The following is a 15,544-nucleotide window of genomic DNA, read 5'->3' as shown; positions in this document are numbered from 1 at the left end:
CCGAGCCTCACCAGCGCGGTGCGGCCGGGTCGAACCCGGGCTCGAAGCGGCGGAAGTAGCCGGTGTCGTCGCGTTCGCGGATGCCGCAGGAGAGGTACTGCTCGTGCAGGCGCGCCAGTGCGTCGCGGTCGAGTTCGACGCCGAGGCCGGGTGCGGTGGGCACGGCGACCGAGCCGCCTTCGAAGGCGAGCGCGCCGGGCACGATCACGTCGTCGGCCGGATCCTTCCACGGCCAGTGCGTGTCGCAGGCGTAGTTCAGGTTCGGCGTGGCCGCGGCGAGGTGGGTCATCGCGGCGAGGCTGATACCGAGGTGCGAGTTGGAGTGCATGGACAGGCCCATGCCGAAGGTGTCGCAGATCCGCGCCAGCGACCGGGACCGGTCCAGCCCGCCCCAGAAGTGGTGGTCGGACAGGATCACCTGCACCGCGTCCGCCGCCACGGCCGGCTTCACCTGGTCGAAGGCGACCACGCACATGTTGGTGGCCAAGGGCATCGACACCTCGCGCGCCACCGCCGCCATGCCCTCGACGCCGGTGGTCGGGTCCTCCAGGTACTCGAGCACGCCGTCGAGTTCGCGGCCGACCCGGATCGAGGTCTCGACGCTCCAGGCGCCGTTCGGGTCTATCCGCAGTGGATGGCCGGGGAAAGCCTTGCGCAGCTCCAGGATCGCCTCGGTCTCGGCCTCCGGTGCGAACACCCCGCCCTTCAGCTTGATCGCGCTGAAGCCGAATCCGCCGATCATCCGCTCGGCCTGGGCGACCAGCTGCCCAGGATCGAGCGCGGCTCCCCAGGCGTCGTCGGCGGCCCCGGGGTGCCCGGCCCACTTGTAGAACAGGTAGGCGCTGTAGTCGACCCGGTCGCGCACCGCGCCGCCGAGCAGATCGCTGACCGGGCGGCCGATCGCCTTGCCCTGGATGTCGAGGCAGGCGACCTCGAACGGCGACAGCACGCGGTCCGCGGTCCGGCTGCCGGTGACCATCCCGCTCATCCCGTGCCCGCCCGTGCTGGTGTCCGCGGCGAGCGCCACGTGGATCCGGCGGGCGATCTCCTGCACGTGCCACACGTCGACACCGTCGAGTTCGGCGGCCGCCAGCCGGAGGCGCTCGAGGTGCCCGGCGTCGCCGTAGGTCTCCCCGAGTCCGGTCAGCCCGGAGTCGGTGACCAGTTCGACGATCGCGCGCAGGGCGAACGGTTCGTGCACGCCGACCGTGTTGAGCAGCGGCAGGTCCGCGAACGCCACCGGTGTGACGCGGACTTCCCGGATGCGGTGGGACTCGGTGTTCGGCACAGGGAACCTCCCGGCGGACGGACGGTCCCGGGCAGCCTAACCGCTACCTGTCCACATGTGAAGACAGCTGATACATACGAAGACAGATCAGGCGTCTCCGGTACTCCCGAGCTCGGTGGCCATCGCGGCTTCGTCGATGGTTTCGCGGGCTTTGCGCATCGCACCGAGGATTTCGGCCTCGCGTTCGGGAGTGAGGCGGGCCAGCGGGACCGAGCAGCTGATCGCGTCCGTGGCCGGAGCCGAGTAGTGCAGCGGCAGGGCGAAGCACTGCACCCCGAGGCTGTTCTCCTGGCGGTCCACCGCGAACCCGCGCTCGCGGATCTCGGCGAGGTCGCCGAGCAGGGCGGCCCGGTCGGTGTGCGTGTTCGGCGTCAGCGCGGTCAGCTCGGCGGGCAGGTGCTCGTCCACCTCGTCCGCTCCGAGTTCGGCGAGCAGTGCTTTGCCGAGCGCGGTCGAGTAGGCGGGCAGGTGTCGGCCGACGCGGCTGCGCGGGCGCAGGTACTGGCTGGAGGCGCGGGTGAGGAGGTAGACCACCTTGTCGCCGGAGAGCCTGCCGAGGTGGAAGGTCTCGTCGAGTTGCTCGCCGAGCGTGTCCAGCACCGGCTTGGCGATGCGGACGCAGGGATCGGTGTCGAGGTAGGTGGTGCCGGCGAGCAGGGCGCGGATGCCGATGCCGTAGAGGGTGCCCGAGGCGTCCGTGCGCACCCAGCCGTACTTGGCCAGGGTGCGCAGCAGGGCGTAACAACTGCTGCGGGGCATGTCGAGCGCTTCGCTGAGTTCACGCAGCCGCGCCGGGCGGTTCCGCCGGGCGGCCAGCAGCTCCAGCAACTCCAGGGTGCGGGCCGCCGACTTCACTTCGCGGACACCGCCACCGGGGAGCTCGGCCGGTGCGGTCATCGATGCCCTCCTGCCTGCGATCGGGAGGCACCACGTTACCGGCCGCGTACCGCCCCCATCGCGGTGACGACGCGGATAGGCTGCCTGGTCATGAAGGCGGCGCTGGTGATCGTCGATGTGCAGGAGACGCTGCTCCCGCTCGTCTGGCGCGGGGAGGAACTGGCGGACCGGATCGCCGCGCTGGCGCGGGGACTCCGGCGGGGCGGCACGCCGGTGGTGGCGTTGCAGCAGGTCTTCGACCCCGAGTCGCCGGTCAGCGCGCGCCTCGGTCTCGAGCCGTCCGACGTGGTGATCCGCAAGACGGCGACCGACGCCTTCTACGACACCGAGCTCGCCGCCCTGCTCACCGGCTGGGGCGTGGACACGATCGTGCTGACCGGGCTCGCCACCGACTACTGCGTCGACGCGACCGCGCGGTCCGCGCTGAGCCACGGCCTGGACGTGGTGCTGGTCAGCGACGGGCACGCCCCGGCCACCGAGGGTGATCCCGAGGCGGGCCTGACCGCCGAGCAGGTCGTCGACCGGCACAACCGGATCCTGAGCACCGCCGTCCACCCCGGCGGCACGCTGCGCCTGTGCCCGGCGGCGGAGCTTCCGGCGCTGGTCCTCAACTAGGGTTCGTGCGGTGGAACCTGGTGAGGTGATCGCGGACCGCTATCGGCTGGTGTCGCTGCTCGGCCGGGGCGCGATGGGCGTGGTGTGGCTGGCGCACGACGACCGCCTCGATCGCCGCGTGGCGGTGAAGCAGCTGCTGGTGGACACCGGGAACGCCGACGACGCCGTCGCGCGGGCGATGCGCGAAGGCCGTAACGCAGGGCGCCTGCGGCACCCGAACGCGATCGCCGTGCACGACGTGGCCGAGCACCAGGGGCGCCCGTGCCTCGTGATGGAGTACCTGCCGTCGAAAAGCCTCGGCGCGCTGCCGGACCTGGGGCCGCGCGAAGTGGCGAAGATCGGCACGCAACTGGCCTCCGCGCTGGAGGCCGCGCACGAGGCGGGCATCGTGCACCGCGACATCAAGCCCGACAACGTCCTGATCGCCGAGGACGGCACCGCGAAGATCACCGACTTCGGCATCTCCCGTGCGGCGGGCGACGCCTCGGTGACCGCGACCGGGGTCCTGGCGGGCACGCCCGCCTACCTGGCCCCCGAAGTCGCGCGCGGCGGCGAAGCCGACAACCGCTCGGACGTGTACTCCCTCGGCGCCACGCTCTACGCGGTGCTCGAAGGCGGCCCGCCGTTCGGTGTCGACGACAACGCGATCGCGATGCTGCACAAGGTCGCCGGTGGCACCATCACCCCGCCGCGTCGGGCGGGTGAGCTGACCGGCGCGCTGCAGTGGCTCTTGCACCGCGACCCGGACGCGCGCCCGACCATGCGGGCCGCGCGGGAGGTGCTGGCCGCCGCTGCCGAAGGCCGCCCGGTTGCGCCACCGTCACCGCAGACGCTCCTCTTACCCGTTCGGCGCCGGGTCTCCCGCCGGACGGCGGTCACCGGTGTGGCGGCCGCGGCGCTGGTCGCGGCCGGTGTGGTGGTCGGCGTGCTGATCAACGGCCCGGGCTCGACCGGCACGCCGGTGGTCGCCGCCCCGGCTTCCTCGTCTTCACCGCCGGCGCCGACGTGCACCGCCCAGTTCACCGTGGCGGGCACCTGGCCGGGTGGCTATCAGGCAGGGGTGAGCGTGCGCAACGGCAGCTCCGGCCGGCTCACCGGCTGGGAGCTGAGCTGGGAAATGCCCGGCGGACACCGCATCGCGCACCTCTGGAACGGCAAGTTCACGCAGGACGGCGAGGCAGTGACCGTCACGAACGCCGACTACAACGTCTCGATCGCCGCCGGTGGTTCCGTGGAACTCGGGATGACGGTGATCGCTTCGGAAGACACCAGGCCCGCGCCCGAGATCCGGTGCCGGGAGCTGTGATCAGGCGAACCGGCCGTCCTCCCGGTGGATCCAGTACCGGCGCAGCATGCGCAGGACCACGGACACCTGCAGCGCGCTGATCCCGGGCAGTGGAGCGAGGTCCCTGGTGAGGAAGTCGGCCATCTCGTCCTCGTTGCGGAAGACGCCCTGGTGGATCACCGAGGTGGTGCCCGCGACGATCGAGACGTAGCGCGCGGACGGGTGGCGGGCCAGTTCCTCCGCGACCGCCTGGATGGCGCCGGGGGAGATGGTCAACGCGATGATCACCTCCAGCCCGTAGCCGAGCAACGCGGGCTCCACCTCGACCCGCGGCCGGACGAGGCCGCGGCGCAGGATCGACTGGATCAGCCGGTAGGTGGTGGACTGGCTGAGGCCGAGCACCCGGCCCGCCTCCGCCGCGGTGACCCGCCCGTCCTGTTGTAATAGCGCTATCACCCGGCGCTCGTCCTCGCCGGCCTTCGAGCCACCGGGGCTGTCCGGTGGGGTGATGGCGTCCGCCGCTTGGGACAGCGCGGCCACCTGGGCGTCGTCGAGCCGGTGCAGCCGCCACGAATCGGCTCTGGTCAACGCGCGCAGGACCAGTTCCGAGTGTGTTCCGGCGACGCCGGGCACGCTCGGGATGCGCTCGGTCAGCAGCTCCCGCGCCCGCGCGCGGTCGGTGTCGTGGACGGCGAGGTAGACGTCGGACCGGCCGGAGGTCTCCGCGACGAGCTGGGCCTCCGGGAGTCGCGCGAGTGCGTGCGCCACCTGGCCCACCGCGCCTGGCTGCGTGGTCACCCAGACGTGCCGCGGATTGCCTTCGGCCCTGGCCGCCCATTCGACCTGGCCGATCACGCGCAGGATCCGCTGCTCCTCCAGCCGGGCCAGCCTGCGCCCGACCGTGCTGGAGGACATGCCGAGCGCGTCGGCCAGCACGGCGACGGACGCCCGCGGGGCGACCTGGAGCGCGGCGACCAGGTCGAGATCGGCTTCGTTGGGCACGACTGACTGTATCACCCGGACTGACGGATTCTGTGACTGAAATCCGCGTTCTCCGCTTCAAGCTTGCACTATTCGGCCAGGTGCCCGTCTAATGAGCCCGCAAGCCCCGGGAAGGAGACGCCGCCGATGAGCACCAGTCAAGCCAAGCCGGCCTCGAGAGTGCTGAACCTGCTGCTGCGCGCCCTCGACGGGGTCGAGCGCCTCGGCAACAAGCTGCCGCACCCCTTCTGGCTCTTCGTCATCCTGAGCGGGGTGCTGGCGCTGGCCAGCTGGGGCCTGTCGGCGGCGGGGGTGTCGGCGGTGAACCCGGCGACGGACAAGACCGTCGCCGCGAAGAACCTGCTCTCCGCCGACGGCGTGCGGATGATGGTCGAGGACGTGGTCAAGAACTACACCGCGTTCCCGCCACTGGGCACGATCCTGGTGGTCATGCTCGGCGTGGCGGTCGCCGAGCGCTCCGGGCTGCTCGCCGCGGTGCTCCGGTCCGGGGTGTCGAAGGTGTCACCGCGGTGGGTCACCTTCGCGCTGGCGTTCACCGGCATGGTCTCGCACGTGGCCTCCGACGCCGCGTACGTGGTGCTGATCCCGTTGGGGGCCATGGCTTTCCGGGCGGTGGGCCGCAGCCCGATCCTCGGCATCGTGGTCGCGTTCGTGTCCATCTCGGCCGGGTACGACGCCAGCCCGCTGATCACCCCGTCCGACGCCATCCTGTCCGGGCTGACCACCGCCGCCGCGCACACGATCGACCCCACGTACGTGGTGACACCGCTGGACAACTACTTCTTCTCGCTGGCGTCGTCGTTCGTGCTGGCCGCGGTGATCACGCTGGTGACGGAGAAGGTGCTGGCCCGCCGGGCCGAGGCGATGCCGGTGGACGAGGACGCCGAGCAGGACGACCTCGGCTCGCTGGAGCTGAGCGCCGAAGAGCGGCGCGGGCTGCGTGCCGCGCTCATCGCGCTGGTGGCCGTAGTGCTCGCGCTCGTGCTGGCGGTCCTGCCCTCGGGGTCACCGCTGCGTGGCGAGGACGGCAGCATCGTGGAATCGCCGCTGCTCACCTCGATCTCGATCTTTCTCGCGCTGGCGTTCCTGGCCGTGGGCTGGGCGTACGGCAAGGCGGCGGGGACGGTGACCAGCAGCCGCGACATCCCGGGGTTCATGGCGCACGGATTCAAGGAGATGGCGCCGATCCTGGTGCTGTTCTTCGCCATCTCGCAGTTCCTGGCCTACTTCAAGTGGACCGGCATCGGGGAGATCACCGCGATCCACGGCGCCGGCGCGCTGAAGTCCGCCGGCGTGTCCGGTCCGGTGATCCTGCTGGGCATCCTGCTCGTGGTCACCGTGATCAATCTGATCGTGACCAGCGGCTCGGCGCAGTGGGCGCTGGTCGGCCCGGTGTTCGTGCCGATGCTGATGCTGCTCGACATCCCGCCGGAGACCACCCAGGCGCTCTACCGCATCGCCGACTCCTGCACCAACGCGATCACCCCGATGAGCCCCTACTTCGTGATGGCGCTGGGTTTCCTGCAGCGCTACCGCCGCTCGGCAGGCATCGGCTCGCTGCTGTCGATGACCATCCCGCTGGCACTGACCCTGCTCGCCGTCTGGACCGTGTTGTTCTTCGTGTTCTGGGTGTTCGGCATCCCGCTCGGCCCCGGCGCACCCGTCCGCTAGAAAGGAAAGCCGTGTCACCTGCCGACTGGGCCCAGCGCGCCCTGCCCGCGATGCTCGACGACCTGAAGACGATCGTCGAACTGGAGACGCACAGCTACGACAAGCCCTTGCTCGACCGCGGGCTCGACACCCTCCGGTCGTGGATCGCCGAGCGGCTCGGCGAGCCCGAGCACGAAACCCGGCACAGCGATGACACGCGTGGCGACGTGCTCGAACTGACCTATCCGGGTACCGCGCCCGGATCTGTCCTGCTGATGAGCCACTACGACACGGTCTGGCCGACGGGCACCCTCGCCGGCTGGCCGTTCACCATCGAGGACGGCCGGATCAGCGGGCCCGGCGCGTTCGACATGAAGCTCGGCCTGGTGCAGTCGGTGTGGGCGCTGCGCGGGCTGCGGGAACTGGGGCTGCCGCACCCGTCGGTCAAGTTCCTGTTCAACGGGGACGAGGAGATCGGCAGCACGTTCTCCCGGCCGCACATCGAGGCGGCCAGCGAGGGCACGCTGGCGAACCTGGTCTTCGAGGCGTCCTTGGACGGCAAGGTGAAGACGTCCCGCAAGGGTGTGGGCCTGTTCGACGTGACGGTCACCGGCGTGGAGGCGCACGCCGGGCTCGACCCGTACAAGGGTGCGAGCGCGATCCACAGCCTGGCCGAGATCGTCACGCAGATCGCCGCGGCGGGCTCGCGCGAGCGCGGTACGACGGTGAACGTGGGCACCATCAGCGGTGGCACCGGGCGGAACGTGACGGCGGGACAGGCTGTCTGCGGGATCGACGTGCGGGTCGCCGAGCCGTCCGAGATGCAGCGCATCGACGAGGTCTTCGCCGGGTTGCGGGCAAGCGACCCCCTCGTCACCGTCGAAGCCGCCGGCGACTGGAACCGCCCGCCGATGACCTCGAACGCGCCTTCGCAGGCGTTGTTCGAGAAGGCGCAGGCGGTGGCGGAAGACCTCGGCTGGTCGCTCGAAGACGCCACGGTCGGCGGCGCCAGCGACGGCAACTTCGTCTCCGCGCTGGGCCGCCCGGTGCTGGACGGCATGGGCGCGGTGGGCGGCGGCGCGCACGCCCGGCACGAGCACGTGCTGGTGGCGCACATCCCGCACCGGACCGCGCTGACCATCGGCCTGATCACCGCGCTGACCGCGGGGTAGCGGCACACTGGGGCCGTGACGACGGGCAAGGTGCGGCTTTCCGTGCTGGGGAAGATCAAAATAGCCTCTGACCAGCTGGACCAGCAGCGGATGCGGCGGGCGATCGACTCACGCGACGTCATCGGCCAGGCCAAGGGCATCCTCATGGTCCGCCGCGGCCTCAGCCCGGACGAGGCGTTCGACCTCCTCCGGCGTACCTCGCAGGACCTCAACGTCAAACTCGTCGAAGTCGCCGAGACCCTCGCCCGGCGCCACACCGAACTCGACCGGGCGGACGGGTCATCGCCGCGGCGACGTGGCGCCGCTCGATGTCGCCGACGTAAGGGGTCCGGGCCTCAGTGCGCCGCGCCGGCGATCAGCTCGGCGGTCAGACCACCGTACTGGTAAGGGAAAGCGTGGGCGCCGGGGGCGGTTTCGGTGCGGGCGTTCGGGCACGCGGCCGCGAGCTGGTCGAGCCACGTGCGCGGGGCGAAGGCGTCGTGCTCGCCCCGTATCAGGAGGGTGGGGCAGGACACCGCGCCGATCAACCGTTCTGGCCGGTCCTGCCGGGCCGATCGGATGAAGCGCGTCATCAGCCGCGGCCCGCCCCGTAGGTAGTACGGCCAGGTGACCGGGATTTCCCCGGGTGGCTCGTGCCGGGAGTTGCGGACGAAGGCGCGGACCAGTGCGGGGAAGGGACCCAACGCCGGGGGGATGGTCGGTCCGATGAGCACGAGTGCGCGCACCAGGTGCGGTGCCGCCACCGCCGCGTGGAGGGCGGCCTGCGCACCGGTCGAGTGACCCACCAGCACCACCGGTTCCGTGGGCACCGCGGAAAGCCACGCTCCCACGGTTTCGCCGACGGCGGGGACCTCGGCCGGGCAGGGCCGCGGCGGCCGGTGCCCGAAACCGGGGACGTCGAGGAGAAAGGCGCGGGACCGGGTACTGCAGGCGTCGACGGTGTCCAGCAGATAACCGAGGGCGCCGAGCTCGGGAACGAGCACGACCGGGGCCGTGGCCCGGTGCGGTGGCCCTGCTTCGAGGCTGCGTACCCGCCGATCGCCCGCCACCACGTCCCAGCGGACCCGGTGGGACCGGCGCTGCTGCCGGGTCATCGTGGTCGAGTTCGTCCTATTTCGCGGAGCGAGGTTTGGCGGTCTTGTCCATGAGCAGGACGCCCATCGCGATCATGCCCAGTGCCAGGCCGAGGTGGAGCCAGTTGTCGGCGTGGTTGAGGGGCACGAAGTTCGCCGTGGAGTCGTGGTCGATGACCAGGCCGTAGATCCACAGCACCAGGTAGACGATCCCGCCCCCGATGAGGAAGTTGCGGGCGCCTTCGACCGACCTGGCGAGTACGAGTCCGAGGGCCCCGAAGGCCAGGTGCACGAGGTTGTGCAGGATCGAGACGGCGAAGATACCGAGCAGCATCGCTTCGGAGTGGTGCCCGGCGAAGGTCATCGTGTCGTAGTCCTGGGTGATGCCGGGGATGAAGCCCATGATCCCGACGAGCAGGAAGACGACCGAGACGGCCAGTGCGGCGAGCTGGACGGGCCTGCGGGCGGTACGGGTGGCTTGCGGGTTCCTGCCGGCCATCGGAGTGTCCTTTCCCTGCGCGTGTCGTCCGTCGGCGACGTGAACGGGTACCGGCTACCCCGCGCGGGGGCGCGTAACCTTGGTGCGAGGAGGGCCGCTGAACGCCGGGCGAGCGGGTGTTCGCGGCCTGGGTCCCGTTGTGGCCGGCGCGGTAGCCGGTCCGGTTTCGTGACCCGCGGTGACCGGTAAGACCACCGCGGGCACGCTCGGGCTACCCACGATTCCGGCCGGGAACCACGGCCGGTCAGCGTGTGCTCTCCGCGGCCGGATCGCCTTTCTTCGAGCGCCCGCTCACGTCGTCGACGATGGCCGCGTCGATCGCCTCGACGTCGATGCCCCGCTCCCGGAGCAGGGCGTCCACTTTGGCCTCGAGGCGGTCGTCGCCCTCGCGTGACTGGGACGAGCCCCAGTAGAAGAGCATCGCCAGGCCCATGGCCTGCCACACTAATTGCAGGAATTCGGACTGCCAGTTCTCGAACGTCGCCGACAGGAACTGCGGCACGAAATCCGCCCAGGTGAAAACCTGCCCGTGTTCTTCCGCGTTGTTCGACACCTCGATCAGCTGGGTGACGAATTGGCCGACCCAGCTGAGCAGGAACAACGCGAAGGTGATGATCGCGAACGAGTAGGCCTTGCCGAACGGCGGCCGTCCTCGCCGGTGCAGATTCTTCCGCATCCCCGAACACCTCTTCTCCGGACTGGCCACCGGTGGGATCGGCGGCGCCTGGCGTTGGTACCCATCGGCGGGCGGAATACACGCCGGAACCGTGGTTGACGCCGCGTGCGGGTGGGTATCCCGGCGTTTCGTCAAGCAGGTGGCGACTCTCGGTTCCGGTGAGAGGCGGTCACGCCATGAACATCGAATTCGATCTGGTCGCAGCTCGCGGCCTGGCCTGGTACGTGCGTGAAGTGGCGGCCGAACTCGGTCTGGGCGGCGGGTGTTTCTTCGTTCAGCTGGATTCGCCTGCCCATGCCTACGTGGCCATCGACGAGCGGCTTCCCCGCTTTCCGGACCGTGATCTGGCGCTGGTGTGGGACGAGGAGCACGGCTGGGCGCTGGCGGTGGAGACCGCCTCGGCGGAGGACTTGATCGTGCTGGCCTACCTGGGTGGCGACGTGCTTCCCCGCCCGCGGTGGTCGCGCGGTTCGCGTGCCTGCCCCTGAGTGCGGTGCGGTTGACCTCCCCGGAGCCGCCCGTGCTGCGCCGGGCGGGGGACCACGACGACCTGGTTCAGCGGCTGGGCCGGTACGCCTCTGGAGGGCAGGGTGGTCAGGCACACCCGTTCATTCACCTTGCCGGGTGACGCGTCCCGGGTGGAGGTGCGCAACGCGCCCGCGCACGCCCGGGCCCTGCTGCGCGATTTGTTGTGCGGGTGCCCGGACGCGGTGGTCGACGACGCGTTGCTGCTGGTGGACGAGTTGCTCACCGATGTCGTTCGCGCCCCGGCCACCCTGCGGGCCGTGCGGCTGGCCCGTGAAGACTCCGGGGCGGCGCACCTGTCGGTCGAGGTGGACTACTTCGATCAGCCGGTTCTGACGCCGGGGCGCCCGAGTGGGGACGTGTTCGTCGGTCGCTGTCTTCTCGAGCGCCTGGCCGCGTCCTGGGGTGTCCGGTGCTCGGGTGCCCACGGGACCGTGTGGGCGCGGTTCCCGCTCGACCGCGGCTGACCACCAGGGGCGGTCAGTCCTGAACCGCTTTGGGCGGTGCGGTGGGGTGGTCGGTGAGGGCAGGTCCTGGATGGTGAGCCGTTCGAGGTGGGCGAGCGTGTCGGTGACCGTTCCGCAGGCGGAGAAGGCGTGGCGTTGCTGGGTGGCGCCGTTGCCGTGGGCGAGGACGCGGTTGAGCAGGGTAGTGGTCAGGCGGAGGTCGCCGAACCGTTCCAGTTGCGAGGCGGAACTCGCGGGCTCGGCGCTGATTGGGGCTGGGGTCGTTCTCGGCCGGGACAGCGTGGTGGAGCTCGGAACGCATGAGCGTTCCCATCGCTGCCGTCAAGGCGCGCAGGCGGTGTTCGCGCAAAGCTATTCTCCTTGCGGCCGAGAAGTTTTCGTCAGGCCGATGGCCCGCTGGCGGTGTGTGAGCGTGCTGGAGTAGCGACCCCACGATGATCGTGTCGGACAGCTCGATTGAGTCTGGCCGCGTAGCAAAGGCGGCCATCGGCCGGCGACTGGCTCTGTCAGGCCTTGCCCGGTGGCCGACCGTGACCGCCGTGACGGGTCTCATCCCACTTCGTGGTGTGAATCAAGATTTTGCCGAGACCGGTCCTGCTTGACCCTTGCGCTGGTCCGTGTCGTCTCCCGCTTTCTGCAGCGCGGCGTCGTCGACCTTGGCGGTCAGCACGGCCAGGGCCGCTTGCAGGAACGCAATATCGGCCGCCGGAACCCGATCGTCTTCGTCATCGTCGGTGTCCAAGGCCTTGCGGGCAGTGGAACGCAGGTCCTTCTCGACGTCGCGAGCACGGTCGAGGATGTCCGCTGTGCCAGGTGTGAGTCGCTGTTCGCGCGGGCATCCGGACGTGTGCGCGCGGAGCGGCGGTCGGCTGGTGACGGCGGGGTGGCGATGTCGGGGCGGGAAGGGCTCCGGCAACGACTCGCCCTGCCGGTTCTGCTGATCGGCACCTTCCTGGGGGTGCTCGACGGTTACGTCGTGACGGTGGCACTTCCGTCGGTCCAGCATGCTCTCGAAGCCGGTCAAGGCCAGACGCAGTGGGTGGCCGCTGGTTACGGCTTGGCCTACGCGGTCACTCTGGTCATCGGGGCACGCCTGGGCGATCGGTACGGCAGGCGGCGGATGTTCGTCGTGGGCATGACGGCGTTCGCCGCGTCTTCGGCGGTGTGCGCGCTCACCCCGGATGCGACGGTGCTCGTCGCTGCACGGCTGGCGCACGGAATGTCCGCGGCCGTGGCCCTGCCGCAGGTACTGGCGGTCATCCGGCACAGCTTTCCGGACCGCCGCAGGCAATCGGCGATCAGTTGGTACGGCGCCGTCGTGGGAACCGGGGTGAGCATTGGGCCGGTGTTGGCCGGGGTGCTCCTGACGGCCGCGTCGGATCCGGACGGCTGGCGCTGGCTGTTCGCGGTCAATGTGCCGGTGGCGCTGGCCGCGGCGGTCAGTGCGCGCTGGCTGGTCACCGAGTCGCGCTCGGCATCGGTGCCGGACCTCGACGCGGCCGGTGCGGTGTTGTTGTCCCTCGGCCTGGCCGCGCTGCTCGGCCCCTTGACCTGGCTCAGCGAAGTCGGTTGGCGCTGGCCGATCGCCGCCGTGCTCCCGCTCGCCCCGCTGGCGCTGACCGCCTTCGTGATCCGGAACAGGACGCTGGCCCGCAACGGGCGCCTGCCGTTGTTTCCCCCGGTGCTGGCCGGCGACCGGCGGTTCACCACCGGCATCGGCGCCGTGCTGCTGTTGTTCTTCGCCGGTGCCGGCGCCCCGCTGTTGTTCGTGCTGACCTTCTACCTGCAATCCACGATCGAACTTTCGGCGACGCTGACCGGCTGGCTGTTCGCGCCGCTGGGAATCGGCTTCGCGCTCGCTTCGTCCTTGGTGCCGCGGTGGGCGAAACCGGGAACGACCGCGGTGCCTGCTTGGGGTGCAACGCTGGTCGCCGCCTGCTTGTCCGCGATGCTCGTGCTGGTCTGGGCCGCGCCGGTCGGTGCGCAGCCGGCCGCACTGGCCTGCCTGCTGTTCGTGGCAGGAATCGGCCAGGGGCTGGCCGTGAACCCCTTGCTGGGGTTGGTGCTGTCGGTGGTGCCCGCCGATGACGCCGGGGTCGCGTCCGGGACGCTGCTGACGGCCACTCAGCTGGGCAATGTGCTGGGCGTGACCGTGGTCGGAACTACGTTCTTCACTGGGCAGAGCAGTGGCGGCACCGGAAGTCCGTCGGCGCTGACCGCGGCGCTGGCGATCCTGATCGCCGGCACGGCCGGCCTCGTGCCGGTCATCCGGGTCATCGGCCGTACCCAACATCGAACCGCCGCCGGGAAGGACGCTGAGAAATGACCGATGCCGAGGCGAGAGGCGCTCGCCCGTCCAACCAGTTCGCTGATCGCGTGGCCGGTTGCCTGGCGGGTGCGGCGGTGGCGGATGCGCTGGGTGCGCCCACCGAAACCCGCACACCCGAGCAGATCCGGCAGCGCTACGGCGGGTGGGTGGAGGACATCGTCGAACCCTGGCACGAGAACTGGCGGGAGGCCCGCCCGCTGGCGCCGTACTACCAGGGTGACGGCAGGATCACCGACGACACGCTGATGGTTCAGGCCATCGTGGACGCCTACCTGGAAAAGGGTGACCACCTCGACGCCTACGACGTGCCGCAGTACGTGCTCCCGCGGCTGATGAGCGTGAAGCGGTGGATTCCCGAACTCGACAAGGAGACGGTGCCGCTTCAGCGATTGTTCCTGTCGGTGAAGTGGCTCGCGTTGCGGCTGTACTACGGCCACGTCGAGCCTCGGGAAGCGGGCGTCGGCAACATGATGGACTGCGGTGCGGCGATGTACGCGGCACCGTTCGGCGTGGTCAACGCGGCGGATCCCGAGGCGGCTTACCGGGAAGCGATCGACGTCACCGGGGCACACCAGTGCAGCTTCGCCCGGGAAGCGGCGGGCGTCTGCGCGGCCGCGGTGGCGGCGGCCCTGCACCCCGAAGCCACGGTCGATTCCGTGGTCGGCGAGTGCCTCCGGCTCGCCAAGGACGGAACACGCGAAGCCATCACCGCGGTGTGCGCCGCCGCGAAGGGTTGCGGTGATTGGCATGAGCCGGGTGTGTTCGCCGTGCTGCGCGCGGCGATGGCTCCGTACGACACGATGGGGGAGGACTACACCGATCTCAGCCCGCTGGGAGCCCGGCGTCCCAGCCGTCTGCACTCCATCGAGGAGTTGCCCATGGCGCTGGGGATGTTCGTCCTCGCGGGCGGGGCGTACCGCGGCACCGTGCTCGGCGGGGTGAACTACGGCCGGGATTCGGATTCGATCGCGGCTATGGGCGGAGCCATCGCGGGCGCGTTGCACGGCTTGTCCGCGGTGCCCCGGATGTGGTTGTCCCGCATCGAAGCGGCGAGCCGGTACGACTTGGTCGGCCCTCCGCTGCGGCTTGCCGAGCTGGCGATGCAGATCAGCCGACGCGACCACCACCGCCACCGGGAACGCGAGCGAGCCTTTCAGCGGCTGTGCGGAGCTCCACCGAAGCCGTGATCCGGGGCTCCCCGAACTCGCTCTCGTGCAGGTAGTGGCGGCGGGCGTAGAGCCCGGCTCGCAGCCGGCTGGGCACCCCGATTTTGCGCATCGCCTGGGTGAGGTGCTTCTTGACGGTGGTTTCCGCCAAGTGAAGGTATTGGGCGATCTCGCCGTTGCTCAGCCCTTTCCCCAGCGCGCCGAGCACGGCCCGTTCTCGCTCGGTCAGTGCCACTTCACCCGGTCCGGGTCTGCTGGCGAACGACTCGGCCTGGACGTCTTCGCAGGGCATCCGCGGCGGTTCGGGAAGGAAAACGGTGGCGCCGCCGGCGATCAGCGTCACCGCGGCGACGAGCTGGGACTGCGCGACGATCGGTGACACACATCCGTTGACACCGGCTTCGACGACTTCGACGAACGCGGTGGCCGTGCCGACTTCTCCGAGCAGGACGATTCTGCTTTCCCTGGTGGTGCGCACAGCGCGCAATCGGCGGACTCGGGCGAGCTGTTCCGGCATGTTGTCCAGTATCGGGAGGATGATCACCACCGATTCCCGGGCTACCGCCTGCTGCACAGCCTGACGGTCCGGAGCGACGCCCGCCAGCACTTCCAACTGCCCAGTACTGGAAAGCATCGCCGTCACGCTCGCGCGGGAAACCGGATGTGGATCTATGACCAGCATTTTGACGGCCATCGTCCCCCCTGTCACGTGGTTCAGAAACCAGCAGGCACGTGCTGGGCCCGCTGTACCCGTTCTCGTCACCGTGTATCCAAGTTCCCCTGAATGGTCCAGCCCCACCGGGCAGGAGTGCGTGTCTACCCGGTGACGGCGGTCCTTTCGGACCATCGCCCGGTCCGAAGGTAGCTGACCGAGGTGCGGACCGTACCTCGACGACGCTG

The 15,544-nt window shown here is 70.2% G+C and carries 16 protein-coding genes and 1 pseudogene; 9 read left to right on the top strand and 8 right to left on the bottom strand.

The window, feature by feature from the left end; genetic code table 11:
- Positions 1-7 precede the first annotated feature (7 nt).
- On the bottom strand, positions 8-1,288 hold the full coding sequence (locus L3Q67_RS36225) for a glucarate dehydratase family protein (protein ID WP_499185921.1): 1,281 nt from the start codon (positions 1,286-1,288) through the stop codon (positions 8-10).
- Between the two features lie 87 nt (positions 1,289-1,375).
- On the bottom strand, positions 1,376-2,185 hold the full coding sequence (locus L3Q67_RS36220; protein WP_499185920.1) for an IclR family transcriptional regulator: 810 nt from the start codon (positions 2,183-2,185) through the stop codon (positions 1,376-1,378).
- Between the two features lie 90 nt (positions 2,186-2,275).
- Here L3Q67_RS36220 and L3Q67_RS36215 point away from each other — a divergent pair, with 90 nt between their 5' ends.
- Together L3Q67_RS36215 and L3Q67_RS36210 are read left to right on the top strand one after the other, a co-directional pair.
- Positions 2,276-2,800, top strand: coding sequence for a cysteine hydrolase family protein (locus tag L3Q67_RS36215; RefSeq protein ID WP_499185919.1), 525 nt, complete (start codon positions 2,276-2,278; stop codon positions 2,798-2,800).
- A 10-nt stretch (positions 2,801-2,810) separates the two neighbouring features.
- Positions 2,811-4,106 carry a serine/threonine-protein kinase gene (locus L3Q67_RS36210; protein WP_499185918.1) on the top strand — a complete coding sequence of 432 codons (1,296 nt, stop codon included), beginning with the start codon at positions 2,811-2,813 and terminating at the stop codon, positions 4,104-4,106.
- Here the strand turns inward: L3Q67_RS36210 and L3Q67_RS36205 are convergent, their stop codons facing one another.
- Entirely contained in the window at positions 4,107-5,087 is a 981-nt protein-coding gene (locus L3Q67_RS36205) for an Lrp/AsnC family transcriptional regulator (RefSeq protein ID WP_499185917.1), read from the bottom strand. It lies immediately after the preceding gene.
- Between the two features lie 126 nt (positions 5,088-5,213).
- Here L3Q67_RS36205 and L3Q67_RS36200 point away from each other — a divergent pair, with 126 nt between their 5' ends.
- The 3 genes and pseudogenes from L3Q67_RS36200 to L3Q67_RS36190 all read left to right on the top strand — a co-directional run.
- Positions 5,214-6,758 carry an AbgT family transporter gene (locus L3Q67_RS36200; RefSeq protein ID WP_499185916.1) on the top strand — a complete coding sequence of 515 codons (1,545 nt, stop codon included), beginning with the start codon at positions 5,214-5,216 and terminating at the stop codon, positions 6,756-6,758.
- A 50-nt stretch (positions 6,759-6,808) separates the two neighbouring features.
- Complete coding sequence (locus L3Q67_RS36195; protein ID WP_499191723.1) at positions 6,809-7,909, top strand: M20 family metallopeptidase; 1,101 nt, start codon at positions 6,809-6,811, stop codon at positions 7,907-7,909.
- 90 nt (positions 7,910-7,999) lie between these two features.
- Positions 8,000-8,176, top strand: a pseudogene (locus L3Q67_RS36190) (ANTAR domain-containing protein); the annotation flags it as partial.
- Positions 8,177-8,244: 68 nt separating this feature from the next.
- Here the strand turns inward: L3Q67_RS36190 and L3Q67_RS36185 are convergent.
- The 3 genes from L3Q67_RS36185 to L3Q67_RS36175 all read right to left on the bottom strand — a co-directional run bounded on the left by L3Q67_RS36185 (position 8,245) and on the right by L3Q67_RS36175 (position 10,157).
- Positions 8,245-9,003 (bottom strand): alpha/beta fold hydrolase, encoded by a 759-nt coding sequence (locus L3Q67_RS36185; protein ID WP_499185915.1) that lies wholly within the window; start codon positions 9,001-9,003, stop codon positions 8,245-8,247.
- Positions 9,004-9,019: 16 nt separating this feature from the next.
- On the bottom strand, positions 9,020-9,481 hold the full coding sequence (locus L3Q67_RS36180; RefSeq protein ID WP_499185914.1) for a DUF4383 domain-containing protein: 462 nt from the start codon (positions 9,479-9,481) through the stop codon (positions 9,020-9,022).
- Positions 9,482-9,725: 244 nt separating this feature from the next.
- Positions 9,726-10,157 carry a DUF6766 family protein gene (locus L3Q67_RS36175; protein ID WP_499185913.1) on the bottom strand — a complete coding sequence of 144 codons (432 nt, stop codon included), beginning with the start codon at positions 10,155-10,157 and terminating at the stop codon, positions 9,726-9,728.
- 176 nt (positions 10,158-10,333) lie between these two features.
- Here L3Q67_RS36175 and L3Q67_RS36170 point away from each other — a divergent pair, with 176 nt between their 5' ends.
- Positions 10,334-10,645, top strand: coding sequence for a DUF6292 family protein (locus L3Q67_RS36170; RefSeq protein WP_499185912.1), 312 nt, complete (start codon positions 10,334-10,336; stop codon positions 10,643-10,645).
- A gap of 102 nt (positions 10,646-10,747) precedes the next feature.
- Complete coding sequence (locus L3Q67_RS36165) at positions 10,748-11,149, top strand: hypothetical protein (RefSeq protein ID WP_499185911.1); 402 nt, start codon at positions 10,748-10,750, stop codon at positions 11,147-11,149.
- Positions 11,150-11,720: 571 nt separating this feature from the next.
- On the opposite strand, the gene L3Q67_RS36160 is transcribed toward L3Q67_RS36165, so the two are convergent.
- Positions 11,721-11,891, bottom strand: coding sequence for a hypothetical protein (locus tag L3Q67_RS36160; RefSeq protein WP_499185910.1), 171 nt, complete (start codon positions 11,889-11,891; stop codon positions 11,721-11,723).
- Positions 11,892-12,038: 147 nt separating this feature from the next.
- Between L3Q67_RS36160 and L3Q67_RS36155 the strand changes: the two genes are divergently transcribed.
- Positions 12,039-13,475 carry an MFS transporter gene (locus L3Q67_RS36155; protein WP_499185909.1) on the top strand — a complete coding sequence of 479 codons (1,437 nt, stop codon included), beginning with the start codon at positions 12,039-12,041 and terminating at the stop codon, positions 13,473-13,475.
- Positions 13,472-14,665, top strand: coding sequence for an ADP-ribosylglycohydrolase family protein (locus L3Q67_RS36150; RefSeq protein WP_499185908.1), 1,194 nt, complete (start codon positions 13,472-13,474; stop codon positions 14,663-14,665). The genes L3Q67_RS36155 and L3Q67_RS36150 overlap by 4 nt, the downstream gene beginning before the upstream one ends.
- Here the strand turns inward: L3Q67_RS36150 and L3Q67_RS36145 are convergent.
- A complete protein-coding gene (locus L3Q67_RS36145; protein ID WP_499185907.1) occupies positions 14,586-15,443 on the bottom strand; it encodes a response regulator transcription factor in 858 nt (285 codons plus the stop codon). The genes L3Q67_RS36150 and L3Q67_RS36145 overlap by 80 nt on opposite strands.
- Positions 15,444-15,544: the final 101 nt, after the last annotated feature.

The sequence above is a fragment of the Saccharothrix sp. AJ9571 genome (assembly GCF_021725495.1).
In the GTDB taxonomy this organism is placed as follows: Bacteria; Actinomycetota; Actinomycetes; order Mycobacteriales; family Pseudonocardiaceae; genus Amycolatopsis; species Amycolatopsis magusensis.
The sequence above is the reverse complement of the archived record's forward strand: the minus strand, read 5'-3'. Positions and strand labels throughout refer to the sequence as shown.